20 protein-coding genes and 1 pseudogene are annotated in these 21,559 nt (G+C 65.5%); 9 read left to right on the top strand and 12 right to left on the bottom strand.

Going from position 1 to position 21,559, the window contains the following annotated elements:
* Positions 1-8 precede the first annotated feature (8 nt).
* The 7 genes and pseudogenes from G3A50_RS04670 to G3A50_RS04645 all read right to left on the bottom strand — a co-directional run bounded on the left by G3A50_RS04670 (position 9) and on the right by G3A50_RS04645 (position 5,750).
* Complete coding sequence (locus tag G3A50_RS04670) at positions 9-1,073, bottom strand: helix-turn-helix transcriptional regulator (protein ID WP_163074177.1); 1,065 nt, start codon at positions 1,071-1,073, stop codon at positions 9-11.
* A gap of 125 nt (positions 1,074-1,198) precedes the next feature.
* Positions 1,199-1,936: a nuclear transport factor 2 family protein gene (locus G3A50_RS04665; protein ID WP_246252126.1), complete on the bottom strand. Its 738-nt coding sequence runs from the start codon at positions 1,934-1,936 to the stop codon at positions 1,199-1,201.
* Positions 1,937-2,036: 100 nt separating this feature from the next.
* Positions 2,037-3,470, bottom strand: a complete 1,434-nt coding sequence (locus G3A50_RS04660; RefSeq protein WP_163074176.1) for a DUF1254 domain-containing protein — start codon at positions 3,468-3,470, stop codon at positions 2,037-2,039.
* Between the two features lie 271 nt (positions 3,471-3,741).
* Entirely contained in the window at positions 3,742-3,873 is a 132-nt protein-coding gene (locus G3A50_RS22790; RefSeq protein WP_281355836.1) for a hypothetical protein, read from the bottom strand.
* Entirely contained in the window at positions 3,870-4,076 is a 207-nt protein-coding gene (locus G3A50_RS04655) for a hypothetical protein (RefSeq protein ID WP_210255223.1), read from the bottom strand. The genes G3A50_RS22790 and G3A50_RS04655 overlap by 4 nt, the downstream gene beginning before the upstream one ends.
* Positions 4,077-4,459: 383 nt before the next feature.
* Positions 4,460-4,755: pseudogene (locus G3A50_RS04650) on the bottom strand (transposase family protein); the annotation flags it as partial.
* Between the two features lie 89 nt (positions 4,756-4,844).
* Positions 4,845-5,750 carry a LysR family transcriptional regulator gene (locus G3A50_RS04645; protein WP_163074175.1) on the bottom strand — a complete coding sequence of 302 codons (906 nt, stop codon included), beginning with the start codon at positions 5,748-5,750 and terminating at the stop codon, positions 4,845-4,847.
* Between the two features lie 112 nt (positions 5,751-5,862).
* Here G3A50_RS04645 and G3A50_RS04640 point away from each other — a divergent pair, with 112 nt between their 5' ends.
* The 4 genes from G3A50_RS04640 to G3A50_RS04625 all read left to right on the top strand — a co-directional run bounded on the left by G3A50_RS04640 (position 5,863) and on the right by G3A50_RS04625 (position 8,804).
* Positions 5,863-6,495 (top strand): glutathione S-transferase family protein, encoded by a 633-nt coding sequence (locus G3A50_RS04640; RefSeq protein WP_163074174.1) that lies wholly within the window; start codon positions 5,863-5,865, stop codon positions 6,493-6,495.
* A gap of 150 nt (positions 6,496-6,645) precedes the next feature.
* Positions 6,646-7,314 carry an enoyl-CoA hydratase/isomerase family protein gene (locus G3A50_RS04635; RefSeq protein ID WP_343037840.1) on the top strand — a complete coding sequence of 223 codons (669 nt, stop codon included), beginning with the start codon at positions 6,646-6,648 and terminating at the stop codon, positions 7,312-7,314.
* A gap of 51 nt (positions 7,315-7,365) precedes the next feature.
* Complete coding sequence (locus G3A50_RS04630) at positions 7,366-8,043, top strand: peroxiredoxin-like family protein (protein ID WP_163074173.1); 678 nt, start codon at positions 7,366-7,368, stop codon at positions 8,041-8,043.
* 47 nt (positions 8,044-8,090) lie between these two features.
* Positions 8,091-8,804, top strand: a complete 714-nt coding sequence (locus tag G3A50_RS04625) for an SDR family oxidoreductase (protein WP_163074172.1) — start codon at positions 8,091-8,093, stop codon at positions 8,802-8,804.
* Between the two features lie 96 nt (positions 8,805-8,900).
* Here G3A50_RS04625 and G3A50_RS04620 read toward each other — a convergent pair whose 3' ends face one another.
* From G3A50_RS04620 to G3A50_RS04600, 5 genes are read right to left on the bottom strand one after another with little or no spacing between them, the layout of a single operon-like run.
* Entirely contained in the window at positions 8,901-10,376 is a 1,476-nt protein-coding gene (locus tag G3A50_RS04620; RefSeq protein WP_163074171.1) for a gamma-glutamyltransferase, read from the bottom strand.
* A gap of 17 nt (positions 10,377-10,393) precedes the next feature.
* Positions 10,394-11,101: an SDR family NAD(P)-dependent oxidoreductase gene (locus G3A50_RS04615; protein WP_343037839.1), complete on the bottom strand. Its 708-nt coding sequence runs from the start codon at positions 11,099-11,101 to the stop codon at positions 10,394-10,396.
* A gap of 17 nt (positions 11,102-11,118) precedes the next feature.
* Positions 11,119-12,891 (bottom strand): hydantoinase B/oxoprolinase family protein, encoded by a 1,773-nt coding sequence (locus G3A50_RS04610; protein ID WP_210255221.1) that lies wholly within the window; start codon positions 12,889-12,891, stop codon positions 11,119-11,121.
* Positions 12,888-14,996, bottom strand: coding sequence for a hydantoinase/oxoprolinase family protein (locus G3A50_RS04605; RefSeq protein ID WP_210255220.1), 2,109 nt, complete (start codon positions 14,994-14,996; stop codon positions 12,888-12,890). Before G3A50_RS04605 ends, G3A50_RS04610 begins: the two co-directional genes overlap by 4 nt.
* Positions 14,993-16,141, bottom strand: a complete 1,149-nt coding sequence (locus G3A50_RS04600) for a mandelate racemase/muconate lactonizing enzyme family protein (protein WP_163074170.1) — start codon at positions 16,139-16,141, stop codon at positions 14,993-14,995. The genes G3A50_RS04605 and G3A50_RS04600 overlap by 4 nt, the downstream gene beginning before the upstream one ends.
* 147 nt (positions 16,142-16,288) lie before the next feature.
* On the opposite strand from G3A50_RS04600, the gene G3A50_RS04595 reads away from it, so the two are divergent.
* The 5 genes from G3A50_RS04595 to G3A50_RS04575 all read left to right on the top strand — a co-directional run bounded on the left by G3A50_RS04595 (position 16,289) and on the right by G3A50_RS04575 (position 21,546).
* Positions 16,289-16,945: a helix-turn-helix domain-containing protein gene (locus G3A50_RS04595; RefSeq protein WP_163074169.1), complete on the top strand. Its 657-nt coding sequence runs from the start codon at positions 16,289-16,291 to the stop codon at positions 16,943-16,945.
* Between the two features lie 104 nt (positions 16,946-17,049).
* Positions 17,050-17,901, top strand: coding sequence for an ABC transporter substrate-binding protein (locus G3A50_RS04590; protein ID WP_163074168.1), 852 nt, complete (start codon positions 17,050-17,052; stop codon positions 17,899-17,901).
* A gap of 95 nt (positions 17,902-17,996) precedes the next feature.
* Positions 17,997-19,589: an amino acid ABC transporter permease/ATP-binding protein gene (locus tag G3A50_RS22785; RefSeq protein WP_163074167.1), complete on the top strand. Its 1,593-nt coding sequence runs from the start codon at positions 17,997-17,999 to the stop codon at positions 19,587-19,589.
* The gene (locus tag G3A50_RS04580; RefSeq protein ID WP_163074166.1) at positions 19,586-21,208 is read left to right on the top strand and encodes a GMC family oxidoreductase; all 1,623 of its coding nucleotides are present in this window, start codon (positions 19,586-19,588) and stop codon (positions 21,206-21,208) included. The genes G3A50_RS22785 and G3A50_RS04580 overlap by 4 nt, the downstream gene beginning before the upstream one ends.
* Complete coding sequence (locus tag G3A50_RS04575) at positions 21,205-21,546, top strand: gluconate 2-dehydrogenase subunit 3 family protein (RefSeq protein WP_163074165.1); 342 nt, start codon at positions 21,205-21,207, stop codon at positions 21,544-21,546. Before G3A50_RS04580 ends, G3A50_RS04575 begins: the two co-directional genes overlap by 4 nt.
* The last annotated feature ends 13 nt before the right edge of the window (positions 21,547-21,559 follow it).

Genomic DNA, 21,559 nt, shown 5'->3' with positions numbered 1-21,559 from the left:
CCCTGAGCCTAGGCGCCGAGCAGCTTCGCAGTTTGCGCCAACACTACAGGTTGGGTGCGATCTCTGAATTCCGAGGGCGCGCAGCCCATCCAGCGACGGAAGGCCCTGGAGAAGCTGGCGTGATCCTCGTAGCCGAGCAGCATCGCGATTTCGAGGATCGGCCTCTCCGTTTCCTGCAACAGGCTGAGCGCCCGGGCCCTGCGCGCCGCGTCGATTACTTCGCGATAGGTGTAGCCCTCTTGAGCAAGCAGGCGTTGCAGGTTCCGGACGCTCGCGCCGGCCATGCGCGCCGTTCCGTCGATGTCGGTCTGCCCGTCGAGAAGCCGAAGCGCCACGATGGCCGAAACTGAGCGGGCCGGTTCGGCGGCGCGCGACAGAACCACGTCGGCGACAACTTCCCGCAGCGTCACGATTTCGGAACCCTTCGCAGGATCTCGCGTCCGCCGTGCGAGCAGATCTTCGGGAGCGAAGGCGAGCCCCATGCCGCCGCAACCGTAGCGGATCGGGATCTGCAGCCTGTCTTCGAGCAGATGGGCATCAGCGTCGCGGAGATAGGAGACCTCGATCCATTTTGGCGTCCATCGGGAGCCCAGATACTCTCTGGAGAGGAGTATCATCGGCCCAATCAGGTGATCGGCGTGGTGGATGGCAGGCAAACTGAACGGCGGCCCCACACAGCGCCAGACCCGGTGGACGCCGCGCGGGAGAAGCTCCAGCCTCCCGCTGAGGGCATGGGCGCGGAAGGTCCGGCAATATCGCTCGATCGCCTGACCGAGTGTCGGGGCGGCGGCGCCGTAGGCGCCCCACAAGCCATAGCCCCAAGCCTTTGCCATTTCGAAGCCGACGTCGATCCCGAACGTCCGGTCGCCCAGAAGGCGAGCGCATCTTTCGAAGACGCCGATCATGGAGCCCAATGGAACGGGCGTCTGCGGCGCGCCGATCACCGCGAGCGGCAGTCCTTCCTGTTCGAAGGCCTTCCAGAGGGCGCGCTCCCCGGCCCGCTGTTCGAAGACCGCCGGAAGCGGACCGAGGCCGCTTGCCCGGACCAGGGGTATCGATCGGTCAATTGCCATCCGCCCCCTCCCGACCGTCGCGAAATTTCAGAAAGCCAGCGTCGGTCATGACGAAAGTTAGCGTGGCGCGCAAGCAGAAGGTGAGGGGGGATGGGAGGCGACGCGTCGACACGCCCAGGGCGGCGCTATTCCGGGAATGCGGCGTCCGGAAAGTCGTGCCAGCACGCGATCTTCCAGCCCGCCGGCCCCTTCACCAGCCAGCCTTCGTAGTTGAGGCTGGATACGGCGCTGAACGTCTTGCCGTCCTTGGCGTTGGTCAGCAGCCCCGCGACGCTGACATGCGCCGTGTCGGCCGTCTGGTCGAGGAACAGGATGTTCGACATCAGGTGCCGCCGCAGGTTGCCGGAAGAGCGGAACGTTTTCATTCGCTCGGTCCAGAACGTGCGGAAGCCCTCGCCCGTGAAGGAAACCGGCGTCTGGCCCGGGACGCCGGCGACGAACACCGCGTCCTGGGTAAACAGGCCGAGCCAAGCGTCCGGTTCTCCGTTGTCGTAGGCGAAGGCGTAGGCGTAGATCAGATTGGCGATCGCTGCCCGATCAATCGCGTCGAACTCGGTCGCGCCCGGATTGACGCCGGGCGCATAGGAACGAAGCGCCGTGATGTCGGCGGCGAGGGCTCCGCCCTTTGGAACGGCCGTCTGGGCGAGGCCGGCAGAAGCGGGAATGGCGAGAAGGTGGATCGCCAAGATCCGGAACAGGAACTGTTTCATCTTTCTCTCTCTCAGCTTTGAACGCTGCGGCGCTCTGCCTCCACCAGGCAAAGCCAGCGCGGGCGAGGGATCGCGCTGGTGCGCGGCGGCCTTGTCGAGGCAGCTCCTGTTCGCGGGGTTCCGGCGTGTTCCCCGGGACGGAGCGATGCGCATGCGAGACCGTCGCCTGGCCCGGCCTGCGCCGGAAAGGTACCGCATGCGCGTCGTCATCATCAGCGGCTCAGGGCCTCTATTGGGTCCTGGGGATCAGAAGCTATTTGACCTTGGCGATCGCCGGCGGCGCCCATTTCCCGATCAGCGCCTCGGGACGAGGTGCGTAAAGCCGCATGGTTACGTTAAACGGCCCGTCTGGCGCCGGCAGCCAGTTCGCCTCTTTGTCGTTGCCGGGGCTATCCTTCTGGAAATAAAGGTCGATAGACCCATTGGGGTTACGTTTGAGAGGCATCCAGCTCGAAAGCGCGAACCGGTTCAGGCTGTTGGCGACCTGAAAGCCGTCGTCATCATAGATGGTGACTGACCAGAAGGCGTCGACCGGCGGAATCTGGGACGCCTCGAAATGCAGAACGTACCGGTTCGTACCGTCGAGCGGCTGTCCGTCGCCGTCGGTCACCGCGATCGGGTAGATCGCATCCTGCGGCACGTTGGCGCCGAGCCCGATCTGCGTCAGGATCGCCCGCTTCAGATAATAGTCGCCGTAGACGCCTACCGTGTCGACATCCATCGACCACCCGTTGACGGTTTGCGCGATCCTAGGTGCCTTCCAGGCCATCAGCTGTTGCGCGGTCTTGGGCGCGGCCTCAATGGCGGCCTTCACGACCGGATCGGCGCCGTCGACATCGAAGCTCTGGCCTCGCCGTAGGCCAAGTCGCTCCATGCGCGCGATGATCGGCTGGTCTGTGAGGTGCGGAGGGGCGACCTTCATAAGCTCGGCAGCGTAGGCGAAATAATCCTTCCCAGCCATGGTGTCGACCTGGATCTTCGGCGGCGTCTTCGTGTCGACGGTCGGGTCCGGCGAGAACTTCGGCGGCGAGATCTCCTGCCCCCACTTTGACAGGGGAGTGATCTTGAAACCGTCCTGAATCTTGTGAACGGCCGCGTAGTCCGAAGGGCCGTCAGTCTTGGTGCGCCCGATGATCCAGACGAGCGGCGTCGGCGCTTCGATCCTGCGCGTGCCGTCGGGAAGGCCGAGCGTCTTGGCGAAATCCTCGCCGACGTCCGGCCGCCAGCCGGGCGGGGTCACGAGAAAGTTCGTCGCCTTGGTGCCGGTCGTCCGCCAGCCGGGTGAAGCGAAGACGTCTGTCCACATGTCGAGCATGGGAAGCAGGTAGTAGCGCCCGCCGGTATCGGGAACCGATACGATAGCGGGCTCCTTGGACAAGTCGAGGAAAGTGGAGGAGTAGAGCGTATCGAAATTCGGCCGAACGACCGCCTTTTCGTTCGCGGGCGGATAGGCACGAACATTCGTGAACCAGTTCTCCGGCCCGCCGAACGCATTCTTGGCGGGATCCAGACTGGTCATCTGCCGCCTCGTCAGGTCCATGGTGACGAGCGGATAGACGTACAGATACGCCTCCACCGCGATCGTGTTCGCCTCTTCTTGGGTGAGATCTTGAGCGTGGCCGGCCCCAACTCCCAACAAGAGGGAGGCCGCGAGCATCGTTCCCGCTAGTGCTGTTCGTGGCTTCATTGCGTGTCTCCAGGTTCAATCTTCGTTTTCGGCCAGCGGGCGCGGCCCGAAGACCACGCTCTGCGCTTGCTTCCCATTCTGCGCGACGCCCCCATCTCTCGCCTCCGGGGACGATAGACCACCACGCCGGCCAGCCTTCTTTGCGGCGATTTCCTCGCCGTCGGTCTTCGTCGGGGCGCCGCCGGAACGCAGGAGGCAATGACGGTATTTATAGACCGTTGTTCCGAATCCGAACCGCTCGTCGTCGAACCTGATGAGCGGGATCAGCTTGTCAGCAGCGGCCGCTCTCCTTGTTCAACCTGCACAGCGCAGCCCAGAGAAAGCCGACACTGAAGCCGAACGCCCCCGCCAGCCAAAGGCTGAGGAGAAACACCCAGAGCGGCAGTGAGACACTCGCGTTCATTCCGCCGCCTCCCGAAACTCAGCCGGTGCGGGCTGGACCGGCACGGGATCGGCTCTCAACGCGCCGACGCCGGCGCGCATCTTCATCTTTGAGACCGCGTTGCAGACCTGTTTGATCTGCTCGGTCTTAGTGCCGGCGAACTCGTAGGTCGCCTCCTGTGAATTGAATCCCAACGCGGCCGCCAGCTCGTGTGGCTGCAGCATGCGTAACAGGAAATCGTAAGGTCGGCCCTCAGCATCGACATGACCCTGCACCGGGTGGAGATGACCGCTCGCGGCGATCGCAGGCGCGGGATTGTCGAGGGCATGCGTGCGCGGTGGCTCTCCATGTGCGGCGCGGCGGAGGCAGTTCCCCAATCTCGGTTTCCTCGTCCTTCATGTGCGGCCTGGACAAAGAGACCAATCCGCGACGAAGGGCTTTGCATTTCCCGCCATCGGCCCTTTCCGGTTGAAGATTGGCTCCGTCCGCTGGGTCGCAAACTGGTGATCGAGAGCGATCGTCGGCGCGGCCGCCCGATGATATCCTTGCCGACATCAAGACACTTTCGGACTGGGCGGGAGCCCTTAGGGTCGGGAGTCATTGACCAGAGCCAAATGATGACGGTGGCAGCGAGGGCGATGGCGGAGAAGAAGGCCGTCGGGCATCGGTCATCGCGGGTTGCGACGCCTCGCCAGTCTTTCAGGCAGCGGAACATGATCTCGATGCGGTTATGGCGCCTTGGGCAATTCGTCCGGCAGGGCCGCCGCACCGATGTAATCACTGACCTGGCCAGCGGCCATGAAGACGCTCAAGGGGAGGGGCGTTCGCGTCGGTGACGGCATGGAACTTGGTGTTCATGCCACCTTTGGTGCGGCCGATCAGGCGCCCGAGGTTCGTCTTTTCACCCGGCGATCATCCGCCCGAGCCGCGCCATCTGCTCGTCCGTCAGCCAATCCAGATCGTTCAAATCCAGTCTCCTCACGGAGCCTGAATCATATCGAGCCGCTCACATCAATGGGCCCTGACCCTAGGATGCTCTCCACATAATCAGCAAAGGCGCGCGCCTTTGCGCTGGCGAGGCGCCCGGTCGGGAACACGGCCCACAGATCGACCGGCGGCAGCTCCCAGTCCTCAAGCACGCGCCGCACCGCGCCGCTCTTCAGTTCGGGGGCGAACATCCAGTCGGAGTTGACGGTCAGCCCCATATCGGCGAGCACGGCCGCGCGGATGCCCTCCGCGGCACTCAACCGCACGCGACCTCTGACCGCGACGGAGGCCTCTGTCCCGTTTCGGCGGAAGGTCCAGTTATTGCCGAGCTGGCTGTAGACGATCGCTTCATGCGCCGCGAGATCCGCTGGGGCCTGCGGTGTGCCCGCGCGCGCAAGATAAGAGGGGGTCGCGATAACGGAGCGTCGCCCGCGGGCGATCCGTCGGGCGATGGCGGAGGAATCGGTCAATTCCCCCATCCTCAGGGCCAGATCGATGCCCTCGGAGGCGAGATCAATGACCCGGTCATCGAGCAGCACGTCGACTTCGATGTCGGGGTGGCGTGCGAGGAATTGCGGCAGGCGCGGAACGATGAGTAGGCGCGCGAAAGTCGTGGCTGCGGAGACGCGCAGGCGTCCCGACAGGCTGGCGCCCGCGCCTCGCGCCTCCAGTTCGGCTTCCTCCGCCTCCCGGACCGCCGATCGCGCTCGTTCATAGAAGCGCACGCCCGCATCGGTCGGCGCGAGGCTATGCGTCGAGCGGATGAGTAGGCGCACCTGAAGGCGATCCTCAAGCTGGGCGATCGTCTTCGAGATGGCCGGCTGGCCGACGCCGATCTGCCGTGCGGCAGCAGAGAACGATCCCGCCTCCACCACCGTCACGAAGGTCTGCATGGCCTGAAAACGATCCATGCTCATTCCTCCTGAGAATGAGCATTATCGCTTCAACCCGCCTGCCGCAACTTTCCGGGAATAGTCATAACAGCCCCACGAACACATCGAGACGCGGTTCGCGGAGCTGAACATGATCGAAGTCTACGCATTCGCCACGCCCAACAGCGTCAAGGTCCCGATCGCGCTGGAGGAGATGGGCCTCACCTACGAACTGCGGCCGGTGAACGTCCGCAAGGGTGAGCAGAAGAGTGCCGCGTTTTTGGCCCTGAATCCCAACGGCAAGGTGCCGGTGCTGGTCGAGCGCGATGGCGACGCCGCCTTCGTACTGACCGAGAGCGCGGCGATCCTGGTCCATCTCGCGCAAAGGAGCGGTCTGCTGCTGCCGGCTGACGTAGAGCGACGGGCGCGCGTCTTCGAACAGCTGTTTTTCCACGCCTCGGCGCTGAGCCCGGCCTTCGGCAATGCCGGCTTCTTCAAGCGATCATCGCCCGAGCCCCAGCCCATCGCGGAAGCCCGTTTCTCCGGCGAGGCGGAACGCATTCTCGATCTTCTCGAAGCCAAGCTGGCGATCCAGCGCTTCGCTGCGGGCGACGACTTCACCATCGCTGATATCGCCCATTTCGGCTGGCTGTGGCGGCGCGCATTTCCCGGCGTCACGCTTGATACCCGACCCAACCTTTCCCGCTGGTACGACGCGATCACCGCCCGGCCCGCTGTGCAACGCGCCATTGCCCGCGTCGAGGCGCTCGTCCCCGCTGCCTGACCTTCCCCCCGATCCATTCAACCGTGCGAACGCACGCAGGAGCCATCCCATGTCCCGCTTCGACACCTACAAGAACGGCTTCGCCAAAGCCCAACTCACCCGCTCGGACAGCGGCGTGCTTGAGGTCCCCTCCACACCGATGGTCAGAAGCTGGTCTTCAACGGCCATACCCACGAGCAGTTCGTCGAACTGTTCCACCAGATCGGCGCGGACCCCGACAATCGGGTCGTGATCCTGACCGGATCGGGCGACGCCTTCATGGATGCGATCAGCCCCGGGGGCTTCGATTTCTTCTCGCCGCGCGGCTACGACAAGATCTATCGCGAGGGCAAGAAGGTGCTCATGAACATCCTCGACATCGAGGTGCCGATGATCACCGCGCTCAACGGCCCCGTCTTGCTGCACAGCGAATATGCGCTGCTGACCGACATCATTCTCGCCACGCCGGAAACCGTGTTCCAGGACAAGCCGCATTTCGACTTCGGTATTGTGCCGGGCGACGGCGTCAACCTGCTCTGGCCGGAAGTCATCGGCAGCGTGCGCGGCCGCTATGTCATCTTCACCCGGCAGGTGCTCGACGCCGCGACGGCGAAGGAATGGGGCGTGGTCAACGAGATCGTCCCGGCCGACAGGCTACTCGCCCGCGCCCGTGAGATCGCCGAGGGGATCGCCGCCCTGCCGCCGCTCACCAGCCGCTACACCCGCATCGCACTGACGCAGAAGCTGCGCCGGATCATCGACGAGGGGGTCGGCTATGGCCCGGCGCTTGAAGGCATCAGCGCCGCCGAGGTTGCCCGTTCGATGGCGGCTGCCGACTGAGCGCCAATCCTTCCCGCCACAGCGATTCCACTTCCATCAGGGAGAATCCCAATGTCCCTTCAGGCAAAGCTCGACGCCTTCAAGGCCGATTTCCAGGCCGGCAAACCGCCCTACAATGTGCCCCGTTCGGTCATCGAGACGATGCACCGCGCCACCGCTGAACTCGTTGCCTCTGGCGCGGCGCAACGGGCACTCAAGGCCGGTGACCGGATTCCGGCCTTCACCCTCGTCGATCCGGACGGCAACGCCGTCTCTTCGGCGTCGCTTTTGAGCAAGGGGCCGCTCGTCATCAGCTTCTATCGCGGCGTCTGGTGCCCCTACTGCAACATGGAACTACAGGCGCTTCAGGAGGCGCTTCCAAAGTTCCAGGAGCTGGGCGCGAGCCTCATCGCGATCTCGCCCCAGAACCCGGTCAACAGCCGCAAGTCGGTCCGCCAGAACGCGCTGTCCTTCCCGATCCTGTCGGACCCACACAACGATGTCGCCGCCGCCTTCGGCCTGCGGTTCGCGCTGCCGGACTATCTGGTCGACCTCTACAAATCGCTGAAGAACGACTTGCCGGCCTTCAATGGCGACCCGAGTTGGACCCTGCCGATGCCGGCCCGCTTCGTGGTCGCCGAGGACGGCACGATCCTCTATGCCGAGGTCAATCCCGACTATACGCGCCGGCCCGAGCCGGTCGACATGCTGCCCGCGCTTCGCCGCGCCCGAAGCGCGACGCCCGCCTGACCCTTCCGCACGTGCCCCGCCTGATGCAGGCGGGGTGGAGAACGCACATGCAACGGACCTTCCTCATTACCGGCGCCAGCAAGGGCATCGGTCTCGCTCTCTCGGAGCGCCTGTCGGCGCAGGGCCATCGTGTCATAGGGATCGCTCGGAACCGGAGCGACGGTTTTCCCGGAGAGCTGCACACGCTCGATCTCAGTGCCAAGGAGGCGGGTGAGCGTCTGGCACAGATCATCGCGGCCGATCCGGTCGACGGCATCGTCAACAATGTCGGGCTGGTGCGCGCCGAGCCGCTCGGGGCGATCGACGCCGCGACGCTCGACGAGGTGCTGCGGACCAATCTCCATCCCGCGCTCGACGCTGTCCAGGCCGCTTTGCCGGGCATGAAGGCGCGCGGCTGGGGGCGGGTGGTCAACATCGCCAGCCTCACCATCCTCGGTGCCGTGGAGCGCACAGCCTATGCCGCTGCGAAGGCGGCGCTGGTGAGCTTCACCCGCAGCTGGGCGCTGGAGCTTGCGACCACCGGCATCACCGTCAATGCGGTTGCGCCCGGGCCGACCGAGACTGAGCTGTTCCGCGCCAACAACGCGCCGGGCAGCGTCGGCGAGGCACGCTACCTGTCCGGCGTGCCGATGGGGCGGTTCGGCACGCCGCAGGAAATCGCCGCCGCCATCGCCTTCCTGTTGTCCGACGATGCGGCCTTCATCACCGGCCAGACGCTGCATGTGGATGGAGGCGCCTCGATCGGCAGGGCCTCGCTCTGACCTTCGGCCAATGTTCCGATCGGGGGGAGGCGATCTGAAAGTTCACCCTTGGCACAAGGTACGACAAATCGCGGAAGCCGCGCACGTCGCAATCCTTCAGGTTGCTCCCGCCCAGGTCTCGCGTCGCCAGTCGGCGCAACAGAACGGCTGGCCATCGCGCATGCCGGCGCAGACCACCGCGCCGAAACGAAGGTCGCCATCCTGCGTCAAGGCGACGTCGTGGCCTTTGCTGGCAAGGTGCTCAAGATAAGGATGAGCGCGCTCCACCAGCAGCTTGCCGTCCTGGCTGCGCCAGCGGGGACGGGCGATGGCGGTCGCGACGTCGTCATCCTCCACGAAGATGTGGGTGAGGACCTGGGTCAGCGTCTGCACCTGACCATCGGCACCGGGTGTCGCGAGCGCGAGGCATCCGTCCGCCGTCTCCAGCAGCGCCGGGGCCAATGTGTGGATCGGACGCTTGCCGCCGGCGCTGTCATTCGGCGCGACGGTAAAGCCGGCCGCCCGGTTGTTCAGTGTGAAGCCGCCCTCGGGCACGAACACGGCCGAGCCGAAGCTGTCGAACACGCTGATGAGTGAGGACACGACGAGGCCGTCGCGGTCGGCAACCGCCACGCCCGCTGTGTGGAGATAGGCGCGCGGTCCGGTCCGGCCGCTCGCCCTCTCGGCATCAAAGGTAAGGCGTTCCTGCAGCAAGGCGGTGCCTTCGCCGGCGCGATCACGGAAGGCGAAGCTGCTCGCGGTCAGTTCGATGCCGGCATGGTCGCGAAGTTCCGGCGTCAGCGCATCGAGTTTCTCCTCGGCGGCCAGCACCATGGAGAGCAGGACGCCCTGTGAAATGGGAGGCTGGACATGCAGCCGCCTGCCGCGCCACTCCGTGGTCATCGGTGGGGTGACCGTGCTCGCATGTCCGGCGAGATCCGCGAGGCTCATCGCGCCGGCATTCCGCGCGATGGCGCCGCAGATCGCCTCGGCCATCGCGCCGGAGTAAAATGCGTCGCGCCCGCTTTCGCCGATGTCTGCGAGCAGGCGTGCCAGTTCCGGCTGGGGCTGGCGCGTCCCGGCCCGCGCCGTACGCAGCGCCCAGTCCTGCGCACCACCTCGTAGCAGCCGCGCCTCATACTGACGGAAGGTACGCGCGAGATCCTCGCTCACCAGCAGGCCGTCCTGCGCCAGCCGGATGGCCGGCAGCAGGATGCGGCCAAGTGGCAGCCGTCCCCACAGGCGGCTCATCTCCACCCATGCATCGACAATGCCGGGAACGGTGACGCTGTTTCCCCCATCCGTATCGGCGCGGTTCATCGCAGCAGGTGCGGCGCCCGTGCCGTTGACCGCCGTCACCGCGCCGACGCCGGTGCGCACCAGGCAAAGCTGATCGCCGCCAAGGCCGCAATTGTCAGGTGACAGCACGCACAGCACGGCCTGTGCCGCGATCGCGGCATCCACGGCCGAGCCGCCGGCGGACAGCATTTCAGTCGCGGCCGTGACCGCCAGCGGATGCGCCGCGGCGACGGCCCCGCGATTGCCGAACAGGACCGGGCGCGGCTGCGAGGAGAACGGGTCGGCGATGCGCATGGAGGACTCTCGATGGTTCAGACGGCGGTATAGCCACCGTCGACCACCAGCGAGGCGCCGGTGATGTAGGCGGCAGCGGGCGAGGCGAGAAACAGTACGGTGGTGGCGAGTTCCTCCGCCGTTCCCTGCCGGCGCAGCGGAATTCCCGCGACGAGGTCGCGCTCAGCCGCTCGCTGGTCCGATTGGTGTGACCAGAACGGGCTGTTGAAAGGCGTATCCACCCATCCCGGCAGCAGGCAGTTCACGCGAATGCCCTCGGGCGAGAGCTCGTCCGCGAGGCTGCGGCACAGCCCGACGAGACCGGCCTTGGTCGCATGATAGGCGGGCATGCCGGCGTGTCCGCGCAGCGCGCCGGTCGACGACGTGAAGAGAAGGCTCGGATTGGTCGACCCCCTCAGCGCCGGCGCCGCCGCCTGCGCGAACAGGAACGGCGCGGTAAGGTTCACCATCAGGCTGGCCTGCCAGTCGGCGAGCGTCCAGTCCGCGAGTGCTGCCGCGTGCAGCAACCCGGCGTTCACGAACACCGTGTCGAGGGCGCCAAAAGCGTCCAGCGCGGCCGCGACGGCGGCCTTGGGCAGATCTGGGTCCCTGAGATCGCCCACGAGCGCCCGCGCTCTGCCCGCGCCGGCTTCGCGGCAGGCCGCCTCAGCCTCCACCCGGTTGGTATCGACCAGGAACACATCGTCGCCTTGGGCACGGAAGGCGCGCATGCTCGCGCGTCCGATGCCGGTCGCGCCGCCCGCTATGAGGATGGTGACGATGACACACTCTCCCGTTCCGCTCTCGCCGCATGGGTCGCGTCCCAGTCAATGGCGTGCGCGGGGGTGAGCACCACCGCATAGTCGCGCAGTGCCGCCTCGCGCGAAAGACGGCCGTCCAGGACGTCGTCACGCACGCGTTCCGGTTCGCGCTCCAGCGGATAGCCAAATCCGCCGCCACCCGCCATGACGTGGCTGAACAATGCGCCCTTGTGGAGCGTCAGCGGTGCGGTCGGCAGGACCGGCAGCGCCGTGCGCGTGTTTCCATTGGTGACGAGGTTCATCGAGGGCGTTCCCTCGCCGCCGCCAAACAGCCCATGCGGCGCGAAGTCCCGCTTGTCCGAGCGCACGCCGAGAAAGCAGTCGTCGGTGAGCACGCGGTAATCGCGGCGCAGCGCAAGGCCGCCACGCCGCCGGCCGATGCCGCCGGTGTCGGGCACCAGCCCGTAATGTTCTATGCGGAGTGGGTAGCCGGCCTCGATCATCTCGATGGGGACGTTGGACTGATTGGAGCCCATATGCGGCACGCCGTCCTGCCCGTCATCGTCGCGACTGGCGCCCCACGTTCCCATGATGCACTCGGAGAACACGAACGGCCCTCCTTCATGCTGGCCGGCGAAGGTCGGCAGGGTCGAGCCGCCGGCACCGTCCGCGGTCACCCGGTCGGGCAGGGCCGGCGCCAGGGCGCCGAAGATGCAGTCGATGATCCGATAGCCCGTGATGCCGCGCGCGCCGCAGGGCGCCGGCAACGTGCAGTTCACCAGCGTCCCTTCCGGCGCGCGGACGGTGATCGGCCGGGTGTAGCCGTGACAGTTCGGCATTTCCTGCGGCATCACCGAGCGCAGCGCGGCATAGACGTTCGACTTGGTGAAGGACAGCGGCGCATTGATGCCGCCCTTCACCTGTGCTGCCGTGCCCTCCCAGTCCGCCACAATGGTGTCGCCGCTTACCGTCAGGGCGACGTTGAGCACGATGGGCTCAGGCCGGTCGCCAAGGCCGTCTATGTGATCGGTGAAACGATAGACACCATCGGGAATGGCGGAGATGTGGTGGCGCGCCATGCGCTCGGCGAGGTCGTGCAGATCGACGAGTGCCTGCCGCGTGCTGTCGGCGCCGAAGCGCGTGTACAATTCCTCGAGGCCGCGCACGCCAGCTTCCGCCGCCGCGACCTGCGCGCGTAGATCACCGAGCACGAGGTGCGGCACGCGCACATTGGCCTCGACGATGCGCCAGATCTTCGGATCGTCGACACCGCCCTCGCGCAGTTTGAGAAACGGTAGGCGCAACCCCTCCTGATAGATCTCGGTCGCGCCGATGGAGTTGGAGCCCGGCACCAGCCCGCCGACATCGACATGGTGGGCGATGGTGGTGGCCCAGCCCTCCAGCCGCTGCTTATGGAAGAACGGCTTGATGATGTAGATGTCCGGCAGGTGCTGACCGCTGGCAAGATAGGGGTCGTTGCCAATGAAGATGTCGCCCTCGCGGATATCGCCGTCATATTCGCGGATCAGATGGTGCATCGCATCGTGGAAGCTGCCCAGATGCATCGGTGTGGTCAGGCCCTGGCCGACGATTTCGCCCTCGGCATCGCAGACCGCCGTCGAATAGTCCATGGAATCGCGGATGATCGCCGAATAGGCGGTGCGCATCAGGATCAGCGCCATCTCGTCGGCGACGGTGTCGAGGCCGTTGCGGATGACTTCCAGCAGGAGCGGATCGGTGGTCGCGTTCCCCATTTTCGTGGTCGCGTCACTCATGCTGGCAACTCCACGGTCTGGTCGATCAGTATGTTGAACCGGGTGTCGAGGCTCGCGGTCCAACCGGGCGGAACAATGATGGTCGCGTCCGGCTCCTCGACGATGAGCGGGCCGTCAAGGGGCGTTGCGAGGCCCTGGCGTTCGACGATGCGCGCCTCCAGCCAGCCCGCGTCGCCGAAATAGGCCGGGCGCGTCGCGGCGGGCCCCTGCGCCTTACGCGCCGCGAGATGGCTCTCCGGCCGCTCAGTGATAACCGTTCCGATCACGCGGAGTGTCACGATCTCGCGCGGATGGGCGCGCGGCAGTCTATGGCCATAGGTGCGCGCATGCTCCTCATCGAACGCAGCAGCGAGGGCGTCGCGCATGGCAGTGTCGAAGGCGCCCTCCGGCATATCGACGGCGAGCTCGAACGCCTGGCCGGCATAGCGCAGGTCGAGCCGCCGTTGCAGCCGGACAGTGTCGGCCGGCCGTCCGAGATGGCGCAGGACGCTGGCTTCAAGCCGGGTGAAGGCCTCTCCCAACGCTGCCGGGTCCGCCGTATCGAGCGGGGTGAGAAACCCCTGGGATTGGGCGAATTCGATCTCCGAATAGAGAAGGCCGAAGGCGCTGAACACGCCGGCAGCGGGCGGAATGATCACCCGGCGCATGCCGAGCGAAGCGGCGAGACCCACCGCATGCAGGCCGCCGCCGCCGCCAAAGGCCAGCAGGGCGAAGTCCCGCGGGTCGCGCCCCCGTGACGTGGTGACCGAACGTACCGAGCGGGCCATGAGCGCATTCGCGATGGCGAGAACGCCGTAGGAGGCCTCCTCGACGGATCGGCCAAGCGGGCCGGCCACCTCGCACTCGATCGAGGCGCGCGCGGCGGCGAGGTCGATCGCCACCGTACCGTCGGCAATGGCCACCGGGTTGAGATATCCAAGTGCCACATTGGCATCGGTGACCGTTGGCTCGACGCCGCCCTGTCCATAGGCGACGGGTCCCGGTTTTGCTCCCGCGCTCTGGGGGCCGACGCTGATGTTGCCAGCGGCGTTGAGGCGGACGATGCTGCCACCGCCCGTGCCGACCTCCGACACGTCGATGACCGGGAGGCGTAGCGCGTAGCCGCCACCTTTCACGAGGCGGCTCGACAGCGAGATGCCGCCGCCCACTTCATATTCGTCCGTCGTAAGGTAGCGCCCCCGCTCGATCACCGAGGCCTTCGCGGTCGTGCCGCCGACATCCAGGGCGATGATGTTGTCGAAGCCTGCGCGCCGACCGACAAAGCCGGCGCCAATGACACCGGCCGCCGGACCGCTCTCCACGACCAGCGCCGGGCGTTGCAGCACGGTCTCCAGGTCGAGGATGCCGCCGGAAGACTGCATCATGAACAGGGGCGCGGTGATGCCCTCCTTGTCCAGCCCGGCGCGCAGCGAGGTCAGATAGCGGCTGACCGGCGGCGCGACATAGGCATTGATGACGGTGGTGCTGGTGCGTTCGTACTCGCGGATCTCTGGCAGCACGTCGACCGAGAGTGTCACGAAGCAATCCGGCAGCAGCGTGCGCAACAGTTCGCCGGCGCGGCGTTCGTGGTCCGGGTTGGCGTATGAATGGAGAAAGCAGACGGCGACCGCCTCGATTCCGGCCGCCTCGATCTGGCCGGCGATCCCCTGGAAGGCCGCCTCGTCCAGCGCACGCAGCACTTCGCCGCGTGGGCCGACGCGCTCGGCCACCTCGAAGCGATGGCGGCGCGGCACGAGGGGAGGTGGCTTGCGGTAGAGCGGCTCGTACAGCCGTGGCACGCGGATGCGCCGCAGCTCCAGCACATCACGAAAGCCCTCCGTGGTGACGAGTGCGGTACGCGCGCCCTTGCCCTCCAGTATGGCGTTAGTGGCGACGGTGGAGGCGTGAAGCATCTCGGCGACGTCCGAAGCGGCCACATTCTCGCGCATGAGAATCTGCCGGCAACCCTCGATGACGCCCCGGGCATAATCGTCCGGCGTCGAGGGGACCTTGGTCGTGGAGAGGCGGCCATCGGGGGCCATCAGCACCACATCGGTAAAGGTGCCGCCAATGTCGACAGCGAGCCGGAAAGTGCCATTGGCGCTCGATGCGATCGGCGTGTTCACAGCGCGTACTTCCGAACCTTGGCCTCGTCCACCTCGATGCCAAGGCCCGGGGCCTCCAGCGGCAACAGCATGCCGTCGGCAAAGGGGAAGGGCGTGGATATGACATCGTCCTCGAAATAATGCCCGCCGATCTTGCACGGGTGGGTGCCGGCCGGTGCCGAGATGGGGATGACGGCGGGAAGGCAGACCGCGCGCGTGGACAGCGCAAAGGCCAGGTTGGCGGCATTGCCGATGGCGGATTCGATGGAGCCGTTGACGTCGCAGGGGAGACCGGCCGCCTCGGCGATGGCGGCGACATCGCCCGCGCGACGCATGCCGCCGGCCTTGGCGAGATAGATGGAGATCGCATCGGCGCCGCGCGCGGCGACGAGATCAAGCGCGTCGCGCGGCGACCAGCAGCTCTCGTCGGCAATGATTTTCACGTGGCTTTCCGCCGTTACGCGAGCGATATCGGACAGGCCGGCGACAGGCTGCTCGATGTAGTCGATCCCCGCGCCGTCAAGCCGCCGCGATACGTCAAAGGCTACCTTGAGCGGCTTGTAACCTTGATTGGCATCGAGGCGCAGGCGCATGTCGGGCAGCCGGCGGCGCAACTCGTGCAGGAGTTCGATGTCGCGCTCGGCATCCTGCCCGCCCTTGATTTGCAGAGCCTTGATGCCATCGGCGCTGGCGGCTTCCGCCTCGGCGATCGCCTCTCCCACGTCCATGAGCCCGACCATATGGGCGACGACGACGCCTGGCCGAACGATGCCGCCGAGTAGGCGATGGACGGGAAGGCCGGCCGCCTTGCCCCACAGATCGTGCAATGCCATTTCAATCGCGCATTTCGCGTAGGTATGGCCGATCGCCAGCTCGTCCATGAGCGGGATGAGGGCGCCGATCGCCGTCGGGTCCCGGCCGATGAGGTGCGGACCGATTACCGTTTCAACCATGTGGCGGACGGTGAACAGGGTCTCGCCGCCATGCCGGCCATGCTCGCCCCCCCAGCTGGCAAGCGGGGTCGCCTCGCCATAGCCCACGATTCCCGTATCGGAAACAACACGGACGAGCACGAATTCACCGAGCTCCTGATCGAGGCCATTCCAACGAAAGCGCCGCCGGATAGGCAATGCGAACGGGACGGCTTCCACGGCCTTGATCTTCACGCGAACTCTCCTCACTGGGGCAACGGCATTTTCTCTCTGATATGAAAATTATTTCCCGCACGAGAAATCAAGTTGATTTTTTCCTGTCGGTGAAATTATCTTCTAATCGTGCATAGCGTGACCGGGCGAGAAGGCGTGAGTAGATCGATGACAAAGCCGCAAGTGCAGAGGACCTCCGTCGGCACGAACGCCGTAGGCGAGCGGCTGAAGCTGGTGCGGCAGGATGGCGATCTGACGCTGGCTGAGGTTGCGCAGCGCACCGGCGTCTCTGTCTCCAACCTCTCGAAGATCGAGCGGGGCGAGGTGTCGCCGTCCTTCGACGTGGTGATCCGGCTCTGCGACGGACTCGGCATCGCCATAGAGCAGTTCGTCACACCAGGGCTGAAGCCCACGGTCAGCGGCCGCAAGACCCAGACCGCCCGGGGTCAGGGCGTGCCGTTTTCAACCGAGCAGTACGCCTATCTCGCCCATTCGACCGAAATCTCCCGCAAGAACATGATCCCGCTGGAGATGTGGATAACGGCGCGCTCCGCGGATGAATTCTCGGACTGGAACCAGCATGAAGGCGAAGAATTCGTCTACGTGATCACAGGTGAAATTGAAATTCATACGGATCAATACGCGCCTTTTCGTATTGGATCGGGTGAAAGCGCCTATTTCGACAGTAGCATGAAGCATGTGTACGTCTGTACGAGTAGGGACGACGCGCACATAATTTCCGTTTCCTATAATCCGAACGGCGCCTCGGCCCCGGTCGAGCAGTTTATGCACCCTTCGGCCCGGCCCGGCCGATCGGAGAAATAGGCGAGAGAATCGCCTTACAGGCCGGCGGAAAAGAACCGGCGCTACGGCAAGACAACATACAAATAATTACAACTTCCAGTTGATAATCCTGATGGAGAACAGCCATGCGTTCGTCTGTACTAAGACTTGCCATCGCCGCATCGATCGCACTGGTCAGCGCGCCGGTTCTCGCCGACGCGCCGAAATGCGAACCTGAAAAGATCGCCGAGAAATATCCGGAACTCGCCGGAAAGACCCTGTTGATGGGTGCCGACGGCCAGACCCCGCCCTATGCCTTCCTCGATCCGAAGACCAAGACTCTCGTCGGCTCCGACATCGATCTCGCCAAGAAGGTCTTCGACTGCATCGGCGTGAAATACGAGATCCGGCCGGCCGCCTGGTCGGGCATCTTCCCCGCGGTCGTGGCCGGGCAGATGGATCTGATGTTCTACATCTATTACAACGCCAAGCGGGTACAGCAGGCCGATTTCGTCGTCTACATGAAGGCCGGCACCGGCGCGATCACCCAGAAGGGCAACCCGAAGAATATCAAGTCTAACGACGATCTGTGCGGCAAGACCGTCGCGGTTGGCCTCGGTACGGTGGAAGAGGCGCAGATGAAGGAACTCGGCGGCAAGTGCGTCGCCAGTGGCAAGGAGACCGTGACGGTGATGACCTATCCCGATCACGCCGCGGGTTTCCGCCTCGTCGCCAACAACCGCGCCGACATCATGTTGACCGACCTCGCGCTCGTCGACCGCACGGTCGCCGACAACCCGACGGTCTATGAACGCGCTTACGGCATCATCAGCGGCTTCCAGATCGGCGCCGCGGTGAAGAAGGGCAACACCGCGCTTGCTCAAGCGCTGCTTGACGGGCTGAAGGCGGTGCAAGCCTCCGGTGGCCAGCAGGAAGTGTTCAAGAAGTACGGCGTCGATCCGGCGCTTGAACTTCCGGCCGAACTCAAGACCAACTGATCGGCCAGAGCGGATCCCTACGTGCGATCGCCCGGCGGCCTCCCCGAGGTCGCCGGTTCGCGGCGCGCTTTCATGTTTCTCCTGGGAGTGATCCGATGGAGTGGGCGACCGAAGTCCTCAGCTATTTCACATCCGATTTCCTTTGGGCTGGCGCTGTTCTCGCCCTCCAGATCACCGTCGTGTCGATGGTGATCGGGCTTGCCTTCGGTCTCGTTCTCGCCCTGATGCGCATAAGCGAATACCGCCTGATCAGCGGGATTGCCTGGGTCTATATCTGGGTCATGCGCGGAACGCCGCTGCTCCTGCAACTGGTGTTCATCTTCGATGCGCTGCCGCTGATCGGGCTCAAATTCGACAGCTTCACCACAGCCGTCATCGGCTTCTCGCTCAATCAGGCCGCCTTCTCGGCGGAGATCATTCGCGGCGGCATCCTGTCGGTCAACCCGCAGCAGGCGGTGGCGGCCTCCTCGCTCGGCATGGGCCCCATGCTGACCTTGCGACGCATCGTGCTGCCGCAGGCCATGCGCGCCATCCTCCCGGCGCTCGCCAACGATACGATCGGCATGCTGAAGATGACGTCGGTGGCCTCTGTCATCTTCGTCAACGAACTGACCTTCCGCGCCCAGCAGATCGTCGGTGAGAATTTCAAGTTCTTCACCGTCTTCGCCGGCGCCGGCCTCATCTATCTGCTCCTTACCAGTGTCATCTCCATCGCCCAGATGCTGCTCGAGCGCTCGCTCGACCCGGAACGGCGCCAGCAGGCCAGCGGGCGCGGATTGCTGGGCTTGAGGCGCAAAGCGATCCGGCCCGCCCCTGCCGGCCCGTCGGCCCGCGCGACGAAGGCCTCGCGCGTCGAGGCGGTCCGCGAGCTCATTCCCACGACGTCCTTCGCGGCATCGGACGAGCCGTTCCTGCAATGCGTCAATGTCTGGAAGGCCTATGGCGAGCGTGACGTCCTCAAGGGCATCAGCTTCGACGTGAAGCCTGGTGAGGTCGTCGCGGTGATCGGGCCAAGCGGATCGGGCAAGTCGACGCTCCTGCGCCTCGTCAATCATCTCGAATCCATGGACCAGGGCGAGATCCGCGTCGGCGGCCGCTATGTCGGCTATGTGAAGGAGAACGGCAGGCTCAGGCCAACCTCCGGTCGCGCCAAGGCGCGCGCAGAGGTCGGCGTCAGCATGGTGTTCCAGTCGTTCAATCTGTTCGCCAATCTGACGGCGCTCGAAAACATCATGGAAGCGCCGGTTCGGGTCCATGGCGTGCCGCGCGCCGAAGCCGAGGCACTGGCGCGGCGGCTCCTCGCGGCGGTCGGGCTGTCCAGTCACGCCGACCATCTGCCGCAGCATCTGTCAGGCGGCCAGCAGCAACGTGTCGCCATTGCCCGTGCACTCGCGGTCAAGCCACGCCTAATGCTGTTCGATGAGCCGACATCCGCGCTCGATCCCGAGCTGGTGGGTGAGGTGCTGAACGTGATGCGCGCCCTCGCCGAGGCCGGCATGACGATGATCATCGTAACCCATGAGATCCGCTTCGCACGCGAGGTGGCCGACCGCGTGGTGTTTTTCGATGAAGGCAGCATTGTCGAGGAAGGAGCGCCCGCCGACGTGCTCGACAGGCCCAGGAAGGAGCGCACGCGCCGGTTCCTGAGCGTGATCGGCAATGAAGGCGTCGAAGAGGAAGTGGCGTGAGAGCCGATCCGCTCGACCGCGACGCTCTCACCGCCGAGGTGCTGATCGTCGGTGCCGGGCTCTCGGGAGGGGTGGTCGCCCGGCGTCTGGTGGAAGCGGGAGTGGACGTCCTGTGCCTTGAGCAAGGGCCACGCCCCGATCCCGCCGCCTACCGGGGTGAGCAGGACGACTGGGAATTGACGTCCCTCGGCCCGTGGAGCGCGAGCCCGAATATCCGCCGCGGTCCCGGCGATTATCTCATCGACGACAGCCGCTCCGACATCAAGCCGATGATGTACAACGGCGTCGGTGGCGGCACCGTGCTCTACGGCGCTCAATGGATGCGCTTCATGCCATCCGACTTTCGCACCTACTCGACCGACGGTGTCGGCGAGGACTGGCCGCTTTCCTACGAGGAACTTGCGCCGTTCTACGACCGGATCGACGTCGATTTCGGCGTGTCCGGACGCAATGGCGATCCGGCGATGCCACCCCAGCCCGACTATCCGATGGAAGCGCTGCCGCTGTCGCCTGTCGGCCGCAAAGTCATGGAGGGGCATGCGAAGCTTGGCTGGCACTGCTGGCCCGGCTCGAATGCCATCACCAGCCGCCCCTATCAGGGGCGCCAGCCCTGCGTTCAGCTTGGCGTGTGCGGCCAGGGCTGCCCCGTTGGAGCCAAGACCAGCGTCGACATCACCCACTGGCCCCTCGCCGAGGCGCGCGGCGCCCGGCTGGTCACCGGCGTGCGCGTTGCCCGTGTGACGCTCGACGCGCACGGACGGGCGAACGGCGCCGTGTTCAAGGGTGCGGACGGTGTCGAACGCAAGGCGCGTGCCCCTACGGTCATACTCGCCGGCAATGCCATCGGAACCGCCCGGCTGCTGCTGGCCTCTCGCTCTGCCCGGTTCCCGAACGGTCTCGCCAACGGTTCCGGGCTGGTTGGCAAACGGCTGATGCTGCACCCGTTCAGCCGGGCCGTGGGACTTTTCGACGAGCCTCTGGAAAGCTGGCAGGGCCACTGGGGCCAGACGGTCTATTCGCTGGAATTCGCCGCGACCCGCGCCGACAGCGGCTTCGTCCGGGGCGCGAAGTGGAATCTGGGCCCTTCCGGCGGCCCGCTCGGCGCCGCGCTGTTTCCCTGGCCGAACGAACCGCTTTGGGGCGAGGCCCTGCATCGGCACGTCGATGCCTGGCTCGGCCGAAGCGGTGTGTGGGGCATCATCTGCGAAGATCTGCCCGAAGAGGCGAACCGGGTGGAGATTGATCCCGCGAGGCTCGATATCGACGGGAATCCGATCCCGATCCTTCACTATAGCCTGTCGGAAAACTCCAGGGCGATGCTTGCCTTCAACCTTGCTCGGGCGGAGGAGTCGCTACAGGCCTCCGGAGCAAGCCGCACGCTCTCCGTGCCGCTGCTGCCGGACTATGGATGGCATCCGCTCGGCACGTGCCGGATGGGGGATGACCCGACGACATCGGTGGTTGACCGCTTCGGTGCCTCGCAGGACGTACCGGGACTGCACATCGTGGATGGCAGCATCCTTGTCACAGGATCCTGTGCCAATCCGGCGGCGACGATCGCCGCCCTCTCCCTGCGCGCGGCGGAATACCTGATTGCCACACGGGGGAAGCCCCGATGACGGCGACGTCGCACCTGCTGATGCCCGACGAGCGAAGGGTGCTGGCACGGCTCGCCGATGTCCTGGTGCCGCGTTCGGGAGATATGCCGTCCGCCTCCGAGGTCGCCTTGTGCAATGCGCCCATCGATCGGGCTCTGGCCTCGCGTCCGGATCTTCTGCCTACGGTACGTGCACTCGTCGCACGGGCGCGCGATTGCCATGCTCATGAGTTTGTCCGAGAGATCGAGAAGGACGATCCAATCGCGCTGCAAGCTCTTCTGCAGCTGATCGCGGGCGCCTACTACATGCTGCCCGAAGTGCGCGCGATGCTCGGCTATGCTGGGCAGGCGCGCCGTTAGAGTGCTGGCGTTG

Source organism: Ancylobacter pratisalsi, from assembly GCF_010669125.1.
In the GTDB taxonomy this organism is placed as follows: domain Bacteria; phylum Pseudomonadota; class Alphaproteobacteria; order Rhizobiales; family Xanthobacteraceae; genus Ancylobacter; species Ancylobacter pratisalsi.
The sequence above is the reverse complement of the archived record's forward strand: the minus strand, read 5'-3'. Positions and strand labels throughout refer to the sequence as shown.